Here is a 17,983-nt window from a genome sequence, read left to right on the forward strand (position 1 = left end):
GGAAGAGAAGCTGCGCTTCGCCATCCGTGAAGGCGGCCGCACCGTCGGTGCCGGCATCGTCGTCACCATCAAAGAGTAATTTGGACTTAAACCGATCTGTCGCGGGCGCCGGAGTTGCCCGCGCCGCGCCAGAACAAGGAAGTGACGCATGAACGGACAGAATATCCGCATCCGCCTGAAGGCGTTTGATCACCGCGTGCTCGACGCCTCGACGAAGGAAATCGTGTCGACGGCCAAGCGCACCGGGGCAAACGTCCGCGGCCCCATTCCGCTGCCGACGCGGATCGAAAAGTTCACGGTCAACCGGTCGCCCCACGTCGACAAGAAGAGCCGCGAGCAGTTCGAGATGCGCACGCACAAGCGTCTGCTCGACATCGTCGATCCGACCCCGCAGACGGTCGATGCTTTGATGAAGCTCGATCTGGCCGCCGGCGTCGACGTCGAGATCAAGCTCTAAGGGAATGAGAGCGCGGTAAGGGGCGGTGCCCCTGGCCCGGAACTCTAAAGGAATTGAACCGATGCGTTCAGGTGTGATTGCAAAGAAGGTGGGAATGACCCGCATCTATAATGATGCCGGGGAACATGTTCCCGTCACCGTTCTCCAGATGGAGAACTGCCAGGTCGTGGCACAGCGCACGCAGGAGAAGAATGGCTACACCGCCGTTCAGCTCGGCGTTGGCCTCGCCAAGGTGAAGAACACGTCGAAGGCGATGCGCGGCCATTTCGCGACCGCCTCCGTCGAGCCGAAGGCGAAGGTCGCTGAGTTCCGCGTCTCCGCCGACAACATGATCGACATCGGCGCCGAGATCACCGTCGACCATTTTGTCGCCGGCCAGAAGGTCGATGTGACGGGCACGACGATCGGCAAGGGTTTCCAGGGCGTCATCAAGCGCCACCACATGGGTGGTGGCCGCGCGACCCACGGTAACTCGGTCTCGCACCGTACACACGGTTCGACCGGTCAGCGCCAGGACCCGGGCAAGGTGTTCAAGGGCAAGCATATGGCTGGTCACATGGGCGACGTCAGGGTCACCACGCAGAATGTCGAGGTCGTTTCGACCGATGCCGACCGCGGCCTGATCCTGATCCGCGGCGCGGTTCCCGGATCGAAGGGCGCCTGGATCCTGGTCCGCGACGCGGCCAAGGTGGCACTGCCGGCCAATGCGCCGAAGCCCGCCGCGATCCGCGCCGTTGAGGCAGCTGCTAAGAACGAGGCTCCGGCCACAGAGGGAGCGGAATAATGGATCTCAAGATCACAACGCTCGGCGGCAAAGACGCCGGCAAGGTGGAACTTTCCGACGGAATTTTCGGCCTTGATCCGCGCGAGGACATTCTGCAGCGCGTCGTGCGCTGGCAGCTTGCCAAGAAGCAGCAGGGCACGCACAAGGCCAAGGGCCGCGCCGAAATCGCGCGCACCGGTGCCAAGATGTACAAGCAGAAGGGTACGGGCCGCGCCCGTCACCACTCGGCACGCGCTCCGCAGTTCCGCGGCGGCGGCAAGGCCCACGGCCCGGTCGTTCGCAGCCATGAGCATGAACTCCCCAAGAAGGTTCGTGCGCTTGGCCTCAAGCATGCCCTTTCGGCCAAGGCCAAGAGCGCGTCGATCATCATCATCGACGAGCTGAAGCTGACCGAGGCCAAGACCAAGGCGCTGATCGCGAATTTCGCGACACTGGGCCTGACCAACGCCCTGGTGATTGGCGGCGCCGAGCTTGACAAGAACTTCAAGCTGGCAGCCACCAACATCCCCAACATCGACGTGCTGCCCATCCAGGGCATCAACGTCTACGACATTCTGCGCCGCGGCACGCTGGTCCTTTCGAAGGCCGCCGTCGAGGCTCTCGAGGAGCGCTTTAAATGACCGACCTTCGTCACTACGACGTGATCGTCTCGCCGGCGATCACTGAAAAGTCGACCATGGCCTCCGAGCAGAACCAGGTCGTCTTCAACGTCGCCAAGAAGGCGTCGAAGCCCGAAATCAAGGCCGCCGTCGAAGCGCTGTTCGGCGTCAAGGTGATGGCCGTGAACACGCTTGTCCGCAAGGGCAAGATCAAGCGCTTCCGCGGCACGATCGGCCGCCAGAGCGACGTCAAGAAGGCGATCGTGACGCTGGCCGACGGCCAGTCGATCGACGTCGCGACGGGTCTCTGAGCAAGGCCGCGAGGACAACAACAATGGCACTGAAAAAATTCAACCCGGTAACGCCGAGCACCCGCCAGCTGGTCATCGTCGACCGCTCGGGCCTCTATAAGGGCAAGCCCGTCAAGGGCCTGACCGAGGGTCTGACCAAGTCGGGCGGCCGCAACAACCACGGCCGTATCACCGCCCGCTTCATCGGTGGTGGCCACAAGCGTTCGTACCGCATCATCGACTTCAAGCGTCGCAAGTTCGACGTTGTCGGCACGGTCGAGCGCATTGAATACGATCCGAACCGCACCGCCTTCATCGCACTGATCAAGTATGATGATGGTGAGCTGTCCTACATCATCGCTCCGCAGCGTCTGGCTCCTGGCGACAAGATCGTGGCTGGCGAAGCGGTCGACGTGAAGCCGGGCAATGCGATGCCGCTGGCCTCGATGCCGGTCGGCACCATCGTCCACAACATCGAGCTGAAGCCGGGCAAGGGCGCCCAGGTCGCCCGGTCGGCAGGTGGTTACGGCCAGTTGGTCGGCCGTGACCAGGGTATGGCGATCCTGCGCCTCAACTCGGGCGAGCAGCGTGTCGTTCACGGCTCCTGCATGGCCACCGTCGGTGCCGTGTCCAATCCGGACCACGGCAACATCAACGACGGCAAGGCCGGCCGCACGGTTTGGCGTGGCAAGCGCCCGCACAATCGCGGCGTGACCATGAACCCGGTCGACCACCCGCATGGTGGTGGTGAAGGCCGCACCTCCGGTGGCCGTCATCCGGTCAGCCCGTGGGGCAAGCCGACCAAGGGCAAGAAGACGCGGTCCAACAAGGCGACCNGGAGTTCAGACGTGTGCTCTTCCGATCTCTTCATTGACGGCTACCTTCTCAAGAAGGTGGACAAGGTTCGTGAAGGCGGTCGCAATGAGGTGATCAAGATGTGGAGCCGTCGCTCCACCATCCTGCCGCAGTTCGTCGGCCTCACCTTCGGTGTCTACAACGGCCAGAAGCATGTTCCCGTTTCGGTGAACGAGGACATGGTCGGTCACAAGTTCGGTGAATTCGCTCCGACCCGGACCTATTACGGTCACGGCGCGGATAAGAAGGCGAAGAGGAAATAATCATGGGCAAGGCCAAAGCTCCGCGCAGGCTTGCTGACAACGAAGCGCGCGCCGTGTTGCGCACGATCCGTATCAGCCCGCAGAAGCTGAACCTGGTTGCCGCGCTGATCCGCGGCAAGAAGGTCGCGACAGCGCTTTCCGATCTCGAATTCTCGGCCAAGCGGATTTCCGGCACGGTCAAGAAGACGCTGGAATCGGCAATCGCCAACGCGGAAAACAACCACGACCTTGATGTCGATGCGCTGGTAGTGGCGGAAGCCTATGTCGGCAAGTCGATCGTCATGAAGCGGTTCCACGCTCGTGGCCGTGGTCGCGCCAGCCGTATCGAGAAGCCGTTCTCGCACCTCACGATCGTCGTTCGTGAAGTCGAAGAAAAAGGGGAGGCCGCATAATGGGCCAGAAAGTCAATCCGATCGGTCTTCGCCTCGGCATCAACCGCACCTGGGATTCGCGCTGGTTCGCGAACACCGGCGAGTACGGCAAGCTGCTGCATGAGGACATCAAGATCCGCAAGTATCTTGAGAAGGAACTCAAGCAGGCCGCGATCTCGAAGGTCGTGATCGAGCGTCCGCACAAGAAGTGCCGCGTCACCATCCATGCCGCGCGCCCGGGTCTGATCATCGGCAAGAAGGGCGCCGACATCGAGAAGCTTCGCAAGAAGCTGATGGAGATGACGAAGTCCGAGACGCACCTCAACATCGTTGAAGTGCGCAAGCCGGAGATCGACGCGACCCTGGTCGCCCAGTCGATCGCCCAGCAGCTCGAGCGCCGTATCGCGTTCCGCCGCGCCATGAAGCGTGCCGTTCAGTCGGCCATGCGCCTCGGTGCCGAAGGCATCCGCATCAACTGCGCCGGCCGTCTTGGCGGCGCCGAGATCGCGCGCATGGAATGGTACCGTGAAGGTCGCGTGCCGCTGCACACGCTGCGCGCCGATGTCGACTACGGCACGGCCGAGGCGAACACGGCGTATGGCATCTGCGGCGTCAAGGTCTGGGTATTCAAGGGCGAGATCCTCGAGCACGATCCGATGGCTTCGGAACGTCGCGCGACCGAGGGTGATGCCGCGCATGGCGGTGGTGGTGATCGCGAACGCGGTCGTCGTCGCGAAAACGCCTGAGACATTTAGGAATTTGGAGTTAGAACGATGCTGCAGCCAAAGCGCACAAAGTTCCGCAAGCAGTTCAAGGGCCGTATCCATGGTACCGCAAAGGGCGGCACCAACCTGGATTTCGGTGGTTTCGGGCTGAAGGCGCTTGAGCCGAACCGCGTCACCGCGCGTGAGATCGAGGCGGCCCGCCGCGCGATCACTCGCGAAATGAAGCGTGCCGGCCGCGTCTGGATCCGCATTTTCCCGGACGTGCCGGTCACGTCGAAGCCGACCGAAGTCCGCATGGGCAAGGGCAAGGGCGCGGTCGATTACTGGGCGGCGCGCGTCAAGCCGGGCCGCATCATGTTCGAGATCGACGGCGTCAATGAAGAAACCGCCCGTGAGGCGCTGCGTCTCGGCGCGGCCAAGCTCTCGGTCAGGACGCGCTTCGTACAGCGCATCGCAGAATAAGGACGGGCTGATCATGAAAGCCGAAGACATCCGGACCAAGACCCAGGACCAACTGACCGACGACTTGGCCAGCCTGAAGAAGGAGCAGTTCAACCTGCGCTTCCAGAAGGCCACCGGCCAGCTCGAGAAGACCGCGCGCGTGAGGCAGGTCCGCAAGGACATTGCGCGTATCAAGACCATCGCTGCGGAAAAGTCCGCGGCCAAGAAGGCTTAAGGACGAAAACCATGCCAAAGCGCATTCTGCAGGGCACCGTCGTCAGCGACAAGAACGAGAAGACGGTTGTCGTCAAGGTCGAACGGCGCTTCACGCATCCCGTGATGAAGAAGACCGTGCGCATGACCAAGAAGTACAAGGCGCACGACGAGAACAACGCCCACAAGGTTGGCGATCAGGTGTTCATCCAGGAATCGAAGCCGATTTCGAAGGACAAGCGCTGGATCGTCGTTTCCTCGGATCAGGCGTAAACAAACGAATTTTGGACAGACCGGGGAGGGGCTTCGAGCCCATCCCGTTAGAAAAGAAGAAGGCGGCCAGTCATGATTCAGATGCAAACAAACCTCGACGTGGCGGATAATTCCGGCGCGCGTCGTGTCATGTGCATCAAGGTGCTGGGCGGCTCGAAGCGGAAATACGCTTCCGTGGGCGACATCATCGTGGTGTCGATCAAGGAAGCCATTCCGCGCGGCCGCGTTAAGAAGGGCGATGTGATGAAGGCGGTCGTGGTTCGCACGGCCAAGGACATCCGCCGCCCGGACGGCAGCGTGATCCGTTTCGACAAGAACGCGGCCGTTCTCGTCGACAACAAAAAAGAGCCGATCGGCACGCGTATCTTCGGACCGGTTCCGCGCGAACTTCGCGCCAAGAACCACATGAAGATCATCTCGCTCGCGCCTGAAGTGCTGTAAGGAGCCGGACCAATGCAAAAGATTAGAAAAGGCGACAAGGTCGTCGTGCTGGCCGGCAAGGACAAGGGCCGTTCGGGCGAAGTCCTCTCGGTTCAGCCGAAGGATGACACCGCGCTGGTGCGCGGCGTCAACATGATCCGTCGTCACCAGAAGCAGTCCCAGTCCCAAGAGGGCGGGATCATCACCAAGGAAGCGCCGATCCAGCTGTCGAACATCGCGCTGGCCGACCCGAAGGATGGCAAGCCGACCCGCGTCGGTTTCATCTTCCAGAAGGACGGCAAGAAGGTGCGCGTCGCCAAGCGCTCGGGAGAAGTCATCAATGGCTAAGGCTCAAACCAAGCAGGCGACTGCCAACAACACGCCGCGCCTCAAGCAGGTCTACAACGAGACCATCCGCAAGGCGCTGCAGGAGCAGTTCGGCTACGACAACGAGATGCAGGTTCCGCGCCTCGATAAGATCGTGCTGAACATGGGTGTGGGCGAAGCGACCGCCGATTCGAAGAAACCTTCGGTCGCGGCCGAGGACCTGGCGATGATTGCCGGCCAGAAGGCCGTCGTCACCCGCGCCCGCAATTCGATCGCGGGCTTCAAGGTTCGCGAGAAGATGCCAATCGGTGCCAAGGTCACGCTGCGCAAGGAACGCATGTACGAGTTCCTCGACCGCCTCGTGAACATCGCGCTGCCGCGCGTCCGCGACTTCCGCGGACTGAACCCCAAGAGCTTCGATGGCCGTGGCAACTACGCCATGGGCATCAAGGAGCACATCGTGTTCCCGGAGATCAATTACGACAAGGTTGATCAGATCTGGGGCATGGACGTCATCGTTTGTACGACTGCGAAGACGGACGACGAAGCCAGGGCTTTGCTCAAGGCCTTCAACTTCCCCTTCCGCCAGTAACGGCAGCGAGAAAAGGAAAAATCTGAAATGGCAAAGACCAGCTCAGTCGAGAAGAACAACAGGCGCCGCAAGCTTGCAGACCAGTACGGTCCCAAGCGCGCTGCGCTCAAAGCGATCATCATGGATCAATCCAAGCCGATGGAAGAGCGCTTCCGCGCTCAGCTCAAGCTTGCCGCCATGCCGCGCAACTCGGCCAAAATCCGCATCCGCAACCGCTGCGAAGTCACCGGCCGCCCGCGCGCCTACTATCGCAAGCTCAAAGTATCGCGCATCGCGCTTCGGGATCTCGGCAATAACGGCCAGATCCCGGGCCTGGTCAAGTCGAGCTGGTAAGGAGGACATAATATGTCATTGAGCGATCCTCTCGGCGATATGCTGACCCGCATCCGCAACGCCTATGGCCGCAAGAAGTCGAGTGTCTCGACGCCGGCCTCGCGTCTGCGCACCCGCGTCCTCGACGTGCTGAAGGCTGAAGGGTATATCCGCGACTACAGCCAGACCGACTTCGATAACGGCAAGTCCGAGATCGAAATCGAGCTGAAGTATTTCGACGGTGCCCCGGTGGTGCGCGAAATCGCCCGCGTATCGAAGCCCGGCCGCCGCGTTTACGTCTCGGCCAAGTCGATCCCGCACGTGGCCAACGGCCTCGGCATTGCCATCCTTTCGACACCGAAGGGCGTGATGGCCGACCATGAAGCACGCGAACAGAACGTCGGCGGCGAGATCCTCTGCCAGATCTTCTGATCCGGCAGCTTACCGCACGTGGAATTCGGTCTTCGGATCGTTCCCGAAGACAGAGACCTGAAACAAGAGAAGTGACGAGGACAACCTGATGTCTCGTATTGGAAAGAAACCCGTTTCGCTGCCGCAGGGCGTGACCGCGACCGTCAATGGCCAGACCGTGACGGCGAAGGGCCCCAAGGGCGAGCTGAAGTTCGTGGTGAACGACGAAGTCCTGGTCAAGATGGAAGGCAGCGAAATCGCTGTCCAGCCGCGCGACCAGACCAAGACCGCCCGCTCCAAGTGGGGCATGTCGCGCACGCAGATCGTCAACATCCTGCAGGGCGTGAAGGACGGTTTCGAGAAGAAGCTCGAGATCACCGGCGTCGGCTATCGCGCCGCCTTGCAGGGCAAGAACCTGCAACTAGCCCTTGGCTTCAGCCATGATGTCGTCTACGAGACGCCGGCCGGCATCACGATCACCGTGCCGAAGCCGACTGAAATCACCGTGGCCGGCATCGACAAGCAGCAGGTCGGCCAGGTCGCGGCGGAGATCCGCGAATACCGCGGTCCCGAGCCCTACAAGGGCAAGGGCGTCCGCTACGCTGGCGAGAAGATCGTCCGCAAGGAAGGCAAGAAGAAGTAATCGGCTTGGCCCTGAAAAGTTGCAGACTTTTCGGACAGGGACCAAGCCACGGAAGTTAACGCCGCGGGGAGCGGTCGCGGGAGGCGCTTCGCCTACCGCATATGGCGGCCCCCGTTTTTTGAAGGCAAGGAACTATCATGGCTATCAAGGAATCCATCCAGCGCCGAGCGCAGCGCGTGCGCCGTCAGATCAAGAAAGTCGCCGGCGAGCGTCCGCGTCTGTCGGTTCATCGCACGTCGAAGAACATCTACGTCCAGGTCATCGACGACGCCAAGGGCCACACCATCGCCGCCGCGTCGACGCTCGAGAAGGACCTCAAGGGTTCGCTCAAGACCGGCGCTGACACTGCTGCCGCCGCTGCGATCGGCAAGCTGATTGCAGAGCGCGCCACCAAGGCCGGCGTCAAGGAAGTCGTCTTCGATCGCGGCGCCTACATCTATCACGGCCGCGTCAAGGCACTGGCTGAAGCGGCCCGCGAAGGCGGTCTCAGCTTCTAAGCATGACCTCCGAAAGTTCCAGACTTTTCGGATAAGATCATGCAAAGGAAGAAATAACTTTCACCGTCGGCGACCCAAAGCGGCGCCGGCAATCAGCAACCCGTGCTTCCGGAAAAGAACAAGGAACAGGATATGGCACAGGAACGTAGGGATGGCGGCCGCGGCCGCGATCGTGAAGAACGCGATGACGGGATGGTGGACAAGCTTGTCCACATCAACCGCGTCGCCAAGGTCGTCAAGGGCGGCCGTCGCTTTGGTTTTGCCGCACTCGTCGTCGTCGGCGACCAGAAGGGCCGCGTTGGCTTTGGTCACGGCAAGGCGCGCGAAGTGCCGGAAGCTATCCGCAAGGCAACTGAATCCGCAAAGCGCGACATGATCTTCGTGCCGTTGCGCTCGGGCCGGACGCTGCACCACGACGTTGAGGGACGTTGGGGCGCCGGCCGCGTTTTGCTGCGCGCTGCCAAGCAGGGTACCGGCATCATCGCCGGCGGCCCGATGCGCGCCGTCTTCGAGACGCTGGGCATGCACGATGTGGTTGCCAAGTCGATGGGTTCGTCGAACCCGTACAACATGGTTCGCGCCACCTTCGACGCGCTGAAGAGCCAGATGCATCCCAAGGATGTGGCTGCCGCGCGTGGCATCAAGTATTCGACCCTTCAGGCCCGCCGCGGCACCGCCGTTGCGGCTGAAGAATAGTCGATCTGACCAGGGATTTTGACCATGGCCAAGAAAGCAACCAAGACCATCACCGTTGAGCAGATCGGTTCGCCGATCCGCCGCCCGAAAGAACAGCGCGCAACGCTGGTCGGCCTCGGCCTCAACAAGATGCACAAGCAGCGCACGCTGGAAGATACGCCTTCCGTGCGCGGCATGATCGCTGCCGTCCAGCATCTCGTCCGCGTCGTGGACGAGGGCTGAGCAAGAGCGCAGGAGAACCCAGATGAAACTCAATGATCTGCGTGACAAGGACGGCGCGACGCACTCCAAGAAGCGTCTCGGCCGCGGCATCGGCTCCGGCTCCGGCAAGACCGCCGGTCGCGGCGTCAAGGGCCAGAAGGCGCGCTCCGGCGTCGCCGTCAACGGCTTCGAGGGTGGCCAGATGCCTCTCTACAGGCGCCTGCCGAAGCGTGGCTTCAACAACATCTTCGCCAAGAGCTTCACCGTTGTCTCGCTGGCCCGTATCCAGGAAGCCGTCGATGCCAAGAAGCTTGACGTCAAGGCGACCGTGACGGCCGAGGCGCTTGTCGCCGCCGGTGTCATCCGTCGCGTCAAGGATGGCGTGCGCGTGCTGTCCGATGGCGAACTCAAGGCCAAACTCGCCTTCGACGTCGCCGGCGCCTCCAAGGCCGCGATCGAGAAGATCGAAAAGGCCGGCGGTTCGGTCAAGCTGCCGGAAAAGGCAGCCGCCGAGTAACGGCAATTTGAAGCGCGGGCGGCAAGAGTGGTATCCGTTTTTGCTTCCGATCGCGCTTTGACCTGCTCAATTTAGCGGCCGCGTCGACGCGGCCGCTTGCATGTTTACAGCCCGGAGCTTATCTCGTGAGCTTCGGTGAAACGCACCGCCTGACCTCACGGGCCATCAAGCGTTACCAAGCGGAGAATCAGGCATGGCTTCGGCTGCTGAACAACTAGCCTCGAATCTGAATTTCTCGGCCTTCGCCAAGGCGGAGGACCTTAAGAAACGCATCTGGTTCACCATCGGCGCGTTGCTCGTATATCGCCTCGGTACCTACATCCCGCTTCCCGGCATCAATCCCGACGCTTTCGCCCAGGCCTTCTCCTCGCAGAGCAAGGGCGTGCTCGGCATGTTCAACATGTTCGCCGGCGGTGCCGTGCAGCGCATGGCGATCTTTGCACTCGGCATCATGCCCTACATCTCCGCTTCCATCATCATGCAGCTGATGACCTCGGTCATTCCCTCGCTGGAAGCGCTGAAGAAGGAAGGCGAGCAGGGCCGCAAGGTCATCAACCAGTACACGCGCTACGGCACCGTGCTTCTGGCGCTGGTGCAGGCCTATGGCATTTCGGTGGGACTGGAGAACGGCAACGGCATCGTCAGCGATCCCGGCATGTTCTTCCGCATCTCCACCGTCGTCACGCTGGTCGGCGGCACCATGTTCCTGATGTGGCTGGGCGAGCAGATCACCGCGCGCGGCATCGGCAACGGCATTTCGCTGATTATCTTCTCCGGCATCGTCGCCGGCTTGCCGCATGCCATTTCCGGCACACTGGAGCTCGGCCGTACCGGCGCCCTGTCGACCGGTCTGATCCTGGCGATCATCGTGCTGGCCATCGTCGTCATCGCGCTTATCGTGTTCTTCGAGCGCGCCCAGCGCCGCCTGCTGATCCAGTATCCGAAGCGCCAGGTCGGCAATCGCATGTTCCAGGGCGACACCTCGCATCTGCCGCTTAAGCTCAACACCTCGGGCGTTATCCCGCCGATCTTCGCGTCGTCGCTGCTTCTGCTGCCGGCCACCGTCGCCGGCTTCTCGCAGACGACCAACATGCCGGCCTGGGCCAGCACCATCCTGGCCTCGCTTGGCCACGGCCAGCCGCTCTACATGGCATTCTATGCGGCCATGATCGTGTTCTTCGCCTTCTTCTACACAGCGATCGTGTTCAACCCGAAGGACACCGCCGACCAGCTCAAGAAGCATTCGGGCTTCATCCCGGGCTACCGTCCGGGCGAGCGCACCGCCGATTACATCGACTACGTTCTCACCCGCATCACTGTCGTCGGCGCCATCTATCTGGTGCTGGTGTGCCTGTTGCCGGAGTTCCTGATCTCGGCGACTGGCGTACCATTCTACCTCGGTGGCACATCGCTTCTGATCGTGGTCAGTGTCACGCTCGATACGGTTGCGCAGATTCAGGGTCACCTGATCGCGCACCAGTATGAAGGCCTGATCAAGAAGTCGAAGCTGCGCGGGGGGAAGAAAGCCAGATGAGGTTGATTTTGCTTGGGCCGCCAGGAGCGGGCAAGGGGACACAAGCACAAAGACTGGTAGGAAAACACGGCATACCGCAGCTCTCGACGGGTGATATGCTGCGTGCCGCCGTTCAGGCCGGTACCGAGGTCGGAAAGCGTGCCAAGGCGGTGATGGATGCCGGCGAGCTGGTGTCCGACGCCATCGTCAACGCCATCGTCGCCGAGCGTATCGATCAGGCTGACTGCGCCAAGGGTTTTATCCTCGACGGCTATCCGCGCACGCTGGTGCAGGCCGATGCGGTTGAATCGATGCTTTCAGAGCGTGGCATTGGTCTCGACACCGTCATTGAACTGGTTGTCGACGACAAGGCCCTGGTTGGTCGAATCGTCAAGCGCGCCGATGATGCAAAGGCCGCCGGCCAGCCGGTTCGCAAGGACGACAATCCCGCCGTGTTCGAGGAGCGCCTGCGGGAGTACTACAAGAAGACCGCTCCGCTGACCGGCTACTATTACGCCAAAGGCAAGCTCAAGACTGTCGACGGTATGGCCAGTATCGACGCGGTAACCGCCGAGATTGAAGCCGTGCTCGCCGCGGCCGAGAAGGCGCGGTAAGGGAATTTAAAGATTAAGCTTGACGGACATGGCTTGCTGCGGTATGGCGGCCCGTCTTCCTATCAGATGCGCGCTTTGCCTGTCCGCAAGGGCAGGGCAGTCGCTTTGAACTGGAAACTCCCGCAAGGGCCGGCCTCCACCGGACGCGGGGCAATCTGAATAATGCCGGCTTGTCCGGCCCACATGGAGAAGAGAAGAACATGGCTCGTATAGCCGGCGTCAACATTCCGACCAACAAGCGCGTCGTCATCGCGCTTCAGTACATTCACGGCATTGGCAAGAAGTTCGCCCAGGAGATCGTCGACAAGGTCGGCATCCCGGCCGAGCGTCGCGTCAACCAGCTGACCGATGCGGAAGTGCTGCAGATCCGCGAGACCATCGACCGCGACTACCAGGTCGAAGGCGACCTGCGTCGCGAAGTGTCGATGAACATCAAGCGGCTCATGGACCTTGGCTGCTATCGCGGCCTGCGTCACCGCCGCTCGCTGCCGGTTCGCGGCCAGCGCACGCACACCAACGCACGTACCCGCAAGGGCCCGGCCAAGTCGATCGCCGGCAAGAAGAAGTAAGAGACTGAGTAGCTGGTGGCGGGTAGTGAATTGCGGCGTTGACGCCTGCACTGTCACTACTCACTAATTCACTTCTCACTTTTCCAGGTGGAGCCGCTGGCATTACGGCGGTGTAGAGATCAACTGAAAGGACTATCATGGCCAAGGAAGCCGCTCGTGTTCGCCGTCGCGAACGCAAGAACATTTCGTCGGGCGTTGCCCACGTCAATTCGACCTTCAACAACACGATGATCACCATCACCGACGCGCAGGGCAATTCGATTGCCTGGTCGTCGGCCGGTGCCCAGGGCTTCAAGGGCTCGCGCAAGTCGACCCCGTTCGCCGCCCAGATGGCTGCCGAGGACGTTGCCAAGAAGGCCCAGGAACACGGCATGCGCATGCTCGAAGTCGAGGTCTGCGGACCGGGCTCCGGTCGTGAGTCGGCGTTGCGCGCCCTGCAGGCGGCCGGCTTCACCATCACCTCGATCCGTGATGTGACGCCGATCCCGCACAATGGCTGCCGCCCGCGCAAGAAGCGCCGCGTCTAAGCAATTTATCGAACGCCGCGTGAGCGCCCAAGGGCGTTCCTCCGCGGTATTCCAGGTCGCCCGCCACGATTGGATGGTGGCGGGTCAACGGAAGGAAAGCATCATGATCCAGAAAAATTGGCAGGAACTGATCAAGCCGAACAAGATCGAGTTCTCGTCGAAGAAGAAGACGCTGACCACGCTGGTCGCTGAGCCGCTCGAGCGTGGCTTTGGCCTGACGCTTGGCAACGCGCTGCGCCGCGTGCTTCTGTCTTCGCTTCGCGGGGCGGCCGTCACCGCCGTGCAGATCGACGGTGTTCTGCACGAATTCTCGTCCATCGCCGGCGTGCGCGAGGACGTGACCGACATCGTCCTGAACATCAAGGAAATCGCCATCCGCATGGAGGGCGATGGCCCCAAGCGCATGGTCGTTCGCAAGCAGGGCCCGGGTGCGGTTCTTGCCGGCGACATCCAGACGGTTGGCGACGTGGAGATCCTCAATCCCGACCACGTCATCTGCACGCTGGACGAAGGCGCTGAAATCCGCATGGAATTCACCGTCGATACCGGCAAGGGCTACGTGCCTGCCGAGCGCAACCGCGCCGAGGACGCGCCGATTGGGCTGATCCCGGTCGACAGCCTCTATTCGCCGGTGAAGAAGGTCTCCTACAAGGTCGAGAACACCCGCGAGGGCCAGGTTCTCGACTATGACAAGCTGACCATGACCATCGAGACCGACGGTTCAATCTCGGGCGAGGACGCGGTGGCTTTCGCCGCCCGCATCCTGCAGGACCAGCTTGGCCTGTTCGTCAACTTCGACGAGCCGCAGAAGGAAGTCGCCGCCGAAGCCGTCACCGAGCTCGCCTTCAACCCGGCGCTGCTCAAGAAGGTCGACGAACTCGAGCTTTCGGTGCGTTCGGCCAACTGCCTGAAGAACGACAACATCGTCTATATCGGCGATCTCATCCAGAAGACCGAAGCCGAGATGCTGCGCACCCCGAACTTCGGCCGCAAGTCGCTGAACGAGATCAAGGAAGTGCTGGCGGCGATGGGTCTGCACCTCGGCATGGAAGTGCCGGACTGGCCGCCGGAAAACATCGAAGACCTCGCCAAGCGTTACGAAGACCAGTATTGAGCATGAATTCCAAGGATCAGCGGCGTGAGCCGCTCGATCCGACGGTCATGCGGAAAACCCTCGGAGGCCGTGGCCTCTTGAACAACTGAAGAAGGAAAAGAGCCATGCGCCACGGTTTTAAAGGCCGCCGCTTCGCCCGCAGCATTAGCCACCGCAAGTCGATGTTCGCCAACCTGGCGGTGTCGCTGCTCGAGCACGAGCAGATCGTCACCACCTTGCCGAAGGCGAAAGACCTGCGTCCGATCGTTGAGAAGCTGGTGACCCTCGGCAAGCGCGGCGACCTGCACGCGCGCCGCCAGGTGATCGCGCAGATCGGCAATGAAGGCGTCGTCAAGCGCCTGTTCGACACCATCGCCCCGCGCTATGCCACCCGCAACGGCGGCTATCTGCGCATCATGAAGGCCGGCTTCCGTCACGGCGACAATGCCGCGATGGCGGTCATCGAGTTCGTCGATCGCGACACCTCGGCCAAGGGCGCCGGCGATCGCGCCCGCATCGAAGCCGAAGGCACGGACGAAGTCGCAGCCGCATAAGGCTTCGCCTTTTCGGAGTGAATTAGAGGGGCCTGCGGGCCCCTTTTTCATAACGGCGTGCGCCAAGGCGTGCCCAAAACGATTGACTGCCGCGAAAATAATCGGATTTCAGCGGCTTAGCCTTTCATTTTGCACATTCGTCGGGACAATGCGCCCGAACTCGCTTGGAGGATTCGTAATGCGCGCCAAAAGACTGTCCTTTGTTCTGCTCTGCGCCTTCATGGTGTTCGCAGCCACACCGGCAGTTCGGCAGGCGCTGGCCGAAGACGCTGCCAAGCCCGCCGATCCAGGCCTCTCCGACGTGTTGACGGACTTGCTGCATGGCGTCGAAGGCGAGAATGCCACTTCAGGTCCGGACAAGCGCGTGCCTTTCGGCCGGGAGGAGGTCCAGCTTTCATTCGCGCCGCTGGTCAAGCAGACGGCACCCGCGGTGGTCAACGTCTATGCCTCGCAGACCGCCAAGGTGACATCGCCTTTCGAAGGCGATCCATTCTTCGAGGAATTCTTCGGCCGTGCCCAGCCGCGTGCGCAGTCTTCGCTCGGCTCGGGCGTGCTCGTCGATCCGAGCGGTGTCATCGTGACCAATTTCCACGTCATCAAGGATGCCGATGAGGTCAAGGTGGCGACCGCCGACGGCCGCGAATTCACCAGCAAGGTGATGCTGAAGGACGAGACGCTCGATCTCGCCGTGCTCAAGATCGAGTCCGACAAGCCGTTCCCGGTCATCGCCATCGGGGATTCCGACGCGCTCGAGGTCGGTGACCTGGTGCTGGCCATCGGCAACCCGTTCGGTGTTGGCCAGACCACAACCAGCGGCATCGTTTCCGCGCTTGCCCGCAGCCATATCGGCGTTTCGGATTCGGGTTATTTCATCCAGACAGACGCCGCCATCAACCCCGGCAATTCTGGCGGCGCGCTGATCAACATGGGCGGCCAGCTGATCGGCATCAACACCGCCATCTACAGCCGCAGCGGCGGCTCGATCGGCATCGGGTTCGCCATCCCCGCCAACATGGTGCGGGCTTTCGCCGATGCCGCCAAGGCCGGTCTCGATTTCTTCGAACGGCCCTATATCGGCGCCGAATTCGAAGCGGTGACGCCGCAGATCGCCGAATCGCTGGGCATGGAAAAGCCGACCGGCGCGCTGGTCTCCTCCGTCGACGTGACGGGTCCCGCCGGCAAGGCAGGATTGAAGCCGGGCGATGTCGTGCTGCAGATCAATGGCAAGCCGGTCGAGAGCATCGAGGCGCTCGACTACCGCATGGCGACGCTGTCGATCGGCACCAAGGCGAATTTCGCGATCCTGACCAAGGGTCAGCAAGCGGCGATGGACATTGCGCTGGAGCGCGCGCCGGCGGGGGCGAAAGCCTCGGAAGTGACGCTGCATGGCCGCAGCCCGTTCTCGGGCGCGAAGGTTTCGGAACTGTCGCCGCGGCTTGCCCAGAAGCTTGGCTTGCGCACCGATCTCAAGGGCGTGACGGTGATCGATATCAATCGCGATTCGCCGGCCGCCGATTTCGGCTTTCAGCCAGGCGACATCGTGCGCGAGGTCAACGGCACCACCATCGACACCGCCGCGGTGCTGGTGCAGGTCGCCCAGCAGGATACGCGCTGGTGGCGCTTTACCGTCGAGCGCGGCGGGCAGATACTGCGCCAGGTTTTGCGTTACTGAGTTCGACCCTGAAGGGATCGCGCTCCAAACTTGGAGCAGGTCGGTGTTTCACCAAAACGCCGACCTGCTCTATATCCTTGTTTTGACGCAATCCCGGACGGAAGTTTTGACGCAATCCCGGACGGAAAATCGCTTCACACTTTTCCTGGAATTGCTCTGAGGAAGTGCATGGCCGATCTGTTCAGCGTTGACGAACCGGAAAAGGTGCCGCCCGGACGGCCGCTGGCCGACAGGTTGCGTCCGAAAAATCTCGGCGAGGTCGTTGGCCAGGAACATCTGACGGGGCCCGATGGCGCGCTGACCCGGCTGATCGGCTCCGGCTCGCTGGGATCGATGATCTTCTGGGGGCCGCCAGGCACCGGCAAGACCACGGTGGCGAGGCTGCTTGCGGGCGAGACCAGCCTTGCCTTCGAGCAGATATCGGCGGTCTTTTCCGGTGTCGCCGACCTGAAGAAAGTGTTCGAGGCGGCCAAGCTGCGCCGTGCCAACGGCCGCCAGACCTTGCTTTTCGTCGACGAGATACATCGCTTCAACCGCGCCCAGCAGGATTCATTCCTCCCCGTCATGGAGGATGGGACGGTCGTGCTGGTGGGCGCCACCACAGAAAACCCGTCCTTCGAACTCAACGCGGCCTTGTTGTCGCGCGCGCGGGTCATGGTCTTTCATTCGCTGGGTGAGGACAGCATCGCCAAGCTGATGACGCGGGCGGAGGAGGCGGAGGGCAGGGCGCTGCCGCTTGGTGATGAAGCGCGCACGATGCTCATTCGTATGAGCGATGGCGACGGACGCGCATCGCTGACACTGGCAGAAGAGGTCTGGCGCGCGGCCAAACCTGGCGAGATATTCGATCCCGAAGGGCTGCAGCGAATCGTCCAGCGCCGTGCGCCGATTTACGACAAGGGCCAGGATGGCCATTACAACCTGATCTCGGCGCTGCACAAGTCGGTGCGCGGCTCGGATCCCGATGCCGCCCTCTACTATCTCGCGCGCATGTTCGATGCCGGGGAGGATCCGCTCTATCTAGGCCGCCGGCTGGTTCGCATGGCGATGGAGGACATCGGGCTGGCCGATCCGCAGGCCCTGGTCGTCGCCAACGCGGCCAAGGATGCCTACGACTATCTCGGCTCTCCGGAGGGGGAACTCGCCTTTGCCGAGGCCACCGTCTATCTCGCCACCGCGCCCAAATCCAATGCCGTTTACACTGCCTTCAAGGCTGCCATGCGGGCCGCTAAGGAACATGGCTCGCTACTGCCGCCGAAGCATATTCTCAACGCGCCGACCAAGCTGATGAAGGAAGAGGATTACGGCGCCGGCTACCGCTACGACCATGATGAGCCAGATGCCTTTTCAGGCCAGGATTATTTTCCGGAAAAGATGGGCCGCCAGACCTTCTACGATCCGCCCGAGCGTGGTTTCGAGCGCGACATCAGGAAGCGGCTCGACTACTGGGCAAAGCTGCGCAAAGAGCGGGAATAGCCGGGCTTGCGGAGCCCGGTGGCCCTATCGGCGCAAAACGCGGCCTCGCCCTGGTCGTCCGCTTCGGTTCTCCTGCAT

The 17,983-nt window shown here is 61.9% G+C and carries 27 protein-coding genes and 2 pseudogenes; all 29 read left to right on the forward strand.

Features of this window, described 5'->3' with window-relative positions; translation table 11 throughout:
* A pseudogene (locus X739_RS1000000168610) lies at window positions 1–79 on the forward strand (elongation factor Tu); the annotation flags it as partial.
* Between the two features lie 69 nt (window positions 80–148).
* Window positions 149–457 (forward strand): 30S ribosomal protein S10, encoded by a 309-nt coding sequence (gene rpsJ / locus X739_RS139955; RefSeq protein ID WP_010909272.1) that lies wholly within the window; start codon window positions 149–151, stop codon window positions 455–457.
* 61 nt (window positions 458–518) lie between these two features.
* On the forward strand, window positions 519–1,241 hold the full coding sequence (gene rplC / locus X739_RS139950; protein WP_031252460.1) for a 50S ribosomal protein L3: 723 nt from the start codon (window positions 519–521) through the stop codon (window positions 1,239–1,241).
* A complete protein-coding gene (gene rplD, locus X739_RS139945) occupies window positions 1,241–1,861 on the forward strand; it encodes a 50S ribosomal protein L4 (RefSeq protein ID WP_015317984.1) in 621 nt (206 codons plus the stop codon). Before rplC ends, rplD begins: the two co-directional genes overlap by 1 nt.
* Window positions 1,858–2,151, forward strand: a complete 294-nt coding sequence (locus tag X739_RS139940; RefSeq protein WP_010909275.1) for a 50S ribosomal protein L23 — start codon at window positions 1,858–1,860, stop codon at window positions 2,149–2,151. The genes rplD and X739_RS139940 overlap by 4 nt, the downstream gene beginning before the upstream one ends.
* A 23-nt stretch (window positions 2,152–2,174) precedes the next feature.
* Window positions 2,175–2,966, forward strand: a pseudogene (rplB, locus tag X739_RS0135660) (50S ribosomal protein L2); the annotation flags it as partial.
* Between the two features lie 284 nt (window positions 2,967–3,250).
* Entirely contained in the window at window positions 3,251–3,640 is a 390-nt protein-coding gene (gene rplV, locus X739_RS139935; protein ID WP_010909277.1) for a 50S ribosomal protein L22, read from the forward strand.
* The gene (gene rpsC, locus X739_RS139930; protein ID WP_013895697.1) at window positions 3,640–4,365 is read left to right on the forward strand and encodes a 30S ribosomal protein S3; all 726 of its coding nucleotides are present in this window, start codon (window positions 3,640–3,642) and stop codon (window positions 4,363–4,365) included. The genes rplV and rpsC overlap by 1 nt, the downstream gene beginning before the upstream one ends.
* A 27-nt stretch (window positions 4,366–4,392) precedes the next feature.
* Entirely contained in the window at window positions 4,393–4,806 is a 414-nt protein-coding gene (gene rplP, locus X739_RS139925; protein ID WP_006205460.1) for a 50S ribosomal protein L16, read from the forward strand.
* Between the two features lie 13 nt (window positions 4,807–4,819).
* On the forward strand, window positions 4,820–5,020 hold the full coding sequence (gene rpmC / locus X739_RS139920; protein ID WP_006205459.1) for a 50S ribosomal protein L29: 201 nt from the start codon (window positions 4,820–4,822) through the stop codon (window positions 5,018–5,020).
* An 11-nt stretch (window positions 5,021–5,031) separates the two neighbouring features.
* Window positions 5,032–5,271 (forward strand): 30S ribosomal protein S17, encoded by a 240-nt coding sequence (gene rpsQ / locus X739_RS139915; protein WP_010909280.1) that lies wholly within the window; start codon window positions 5,032–5,034, stop codon window positions 5,269–5,271.
* 72 nt (window positions 5,272–5,343) lie between these two features.
* Complete coding sequence (gene rplN, locus X739_RS139910; RefSeq protein ID WP_006205457.1) at window positions 5,344–5,712, forward strand: 50S ribosomal protein L14; 369 nt, start codon at window positions 5,344–5,346, stop codon at window positions 5,710–5,712.
* Between the two features lie 12 nt (window positions 5,713–5,724).
* Window positions 5,725–6,039 carry a 50S ribosomal protein L24 gene (gene rplX / locus X739_RS139905; protein WP_006205456.1) on the forward strand — a complete coding sequence of 105 codons (315 nt, stop codon included), beginning with the start codon at window positions 5,725–5,727 and terminating at the stop codon, window positions 6,037–6,039.
* Window positions 6,032–6,610, forward strand: coding sequence for a 50S ribosomal protein L5 (rplE, locus tag X739_RS139900; protein WP_023773630.1), 579 nt, complete (start codon window positions 6,032–6,034; stop codon window positions 6,608–6,610). Before rplX ends, rplE begins: the two co-directional genes overlap by 8 nt.
* Window positions 6,611–6,637: 27 nt before the next feature.
* The gene (gene rpsN / locus X739_RS139895) at window positions 6,638–6,943 is read left to right on the forward strand and encodes a 30S ribosomal protein S14 (protein WP_013895695.1); all 306 of its coding nucleotides are present in this window, start codon (window positions 6,638–6,640) and stop codon (window positions 6,941–6,943) included.
* A 12-nt stretch (window positions 6,944–6,955) separates the two neighbouring features.
* Complete coding sequence (rpsH, locus tag X739_RS139890; protein ID WP_006205453.1) at window positions 6,956–7,354, forward strand: 30S ribosomal protein S8; 399 nt, start codon at window positions 6,956–6,958, stop codon at window positions 7,352–7,354.
* Window positions 7,355–7,442: 88 nt separating this feature from the next.
* The gene (gene rplF / locus X739_RS139885; protein ID WP_013895694.1) at window positions 7,443–7,976 is read left to right on the forward strand and encodes a 50S ribosomal protein L6; all 534 of its coding nucleotides are present in this window, start codon (window positions 7,443–7,445) and stop codon (window positions 7,974–7,976) included.
* 137 nt (window positions 7,977–8,113) lie between these two features.
* A complete protein-coding gene (gene rplR / locus X739_RS139880; RefSeq protein WP_015317978.1) occupies window positions 8,114–8,473 on the forward strand; it encodes a 50S ribosomal protein L18 in 360 nt (119 codons plus the stop codon).
* Window positions 8,474–8,605: 132 nt separating this feature from the next.
* Window positions 8,606–9,169 carry a 30S ribosomal protein S5 gene (gene rpsE / locus X739_RS139875; RefSeq protein ID WP_006333394.1) on the forward strand — a complete coding sequence of 188 codons (564 nt, stop codon included), beginning with the start codon at window positions 8,606–8,608 and terminating at the stop codon, window positions 9,167–9,169.
* 24 nt (window positions 9,170–9,193) lie between these two features.
* On the forward strand, window positions 9,194–9,391 hold the full coding sequence (gene rpmD / locus X739_RS139870; protein ID WP_006205449.1) for a 50S ribosomal protein L30: 198 nt from the start codon (window positions 9,194–9,196) through the stop codon (window positions 9,389–9,391).
* A 22-nt stretch (window positions 9,392–9,413) separates the two neighbouring features.
* The gene (gene rplO, locus X739_RS139865) at window positions 9,414–9,887 is read left to right on the forward strand and encodes a 50S ribosomal protein L15 (protein ID WP_015317977.1); all 474 of its coding nucleotides are present in this window, start codon (window positions 9,414–9,416) and stop codon (window positions 9,885–9,887) included.
* Between the two features lie 193 nt (window positions 9,888–10,080).
* The gene (gene secY, locus X739_RS139860; RefSeq protein WP_015317976.1) at window positions 10,081–11,421 is read left to right on the forward strand and encodes a preprotein translocase subunit SecY; all 1,341 of its coding nucleotides are present in this window, start codon (window positions 10,081–10,083) and stop codon (window positions 11,419–11,421) included.
* Window positions 11,418–12,014, forward strand: a complete 597-nt coding sequence (locus X739_RS139855; protein ID WP_023773631.1) for an adenylate kinase — start codon at window positions 11,418–11,420, stop codon at window positions 12,012–12,014. The genes secY and X739_RS139855 overlap by 4 nt, the downstream gene beginning before the upstream one ends.
* A 200-nt stretch (window positions 12,015–12,214) precedes the next feature.
* Window positions 12,215–12,583: a 30S ribosomal protein S13 gene (rpsM, locus tag X739_RS139850; protein ID WP_006205445.1), complete on the forward strand. Its 369-nt coding sequence runs from the start codon at window positions 12,215–12,217 to the stop codon at window positions 12,581–12,583.
* Between the two features lie 137 nt (window positions 12,584–12,720).
* Complete coding sequence (gene rpsK / locus X739_RS139845) at window positions 12,721–13,110, forward strand: 30S ribosomal protein S11 (protein WP_006205444.1); 390 nt, start codon at window positions 12,721–12,723, stop codon at window positions 13,108–13,110.
* Window positions 13,111–13,213: 103 nt separating this feature from the next.
* Window positions 13,214–14,224 carry a DNA-directed RNA polymerase subunit alpha gene (locus X739_RS139840; RefSeq protein WP_006205443.1) on the forward strand — a complete coding sequence of 337 codons (1,011 nt, stop codon included), beginning with the start codon at window positions 13,214–13,216 and terminating at the stop codon, window positions 14,222–14,224.
* Between the two features lie 104 nt (window positions 14,225–14,328).
* Window positions 14,329–14,757, forward strand: coding sequence for a 50S ribosomal protein L17 (gene rplQ / locus X739_RS139835; RefSeq protein ID WP_023773632.1), 429 nt, complete (start codon window positions 14,329–14,331; stop codon window positions 14,755–14,757).
* A gap of 178 nt (window positions 14,758–14,935) precedes the next feature.
* Window positions 14,936–16,429: a DegQ family serine endoprotease gene (locus X739_RS139830; RefSeq protein WP_023773633.1), complete on the forward strand. Its 1,494-nt coding sequence runs from the start codon at window positions 14,936–14,938 to the stop codon at window positions 16,427–16,429.
* A gap of 168 nt (window positions 16,430–16,597) precedes the next feature.
* Window positions 16,598–17,905 (forward strand): replication-associated recombination protein A, encoded by a 1,308-nt coding sequence (locus tag X739_RS139825; protein ID WP_023796033.1) that lies wholly within the window; start codon window positions 16,598–16,600, stop codon window positions 17,903–17,905.
* The last annotated feature ends 78 nt before the right edge of the window (window positions 17,906–17,983 follow it).

The organism is Mesorhizobium sp. LNHC209A00, from assembly GCF_000502915.1.
Classification (GTDB): domain Bacteria; phylum Pseudomonadota; class Alphaproteobacteria; order Rhizobiales; family Rhizobiaceae; genus Mesorhizobium.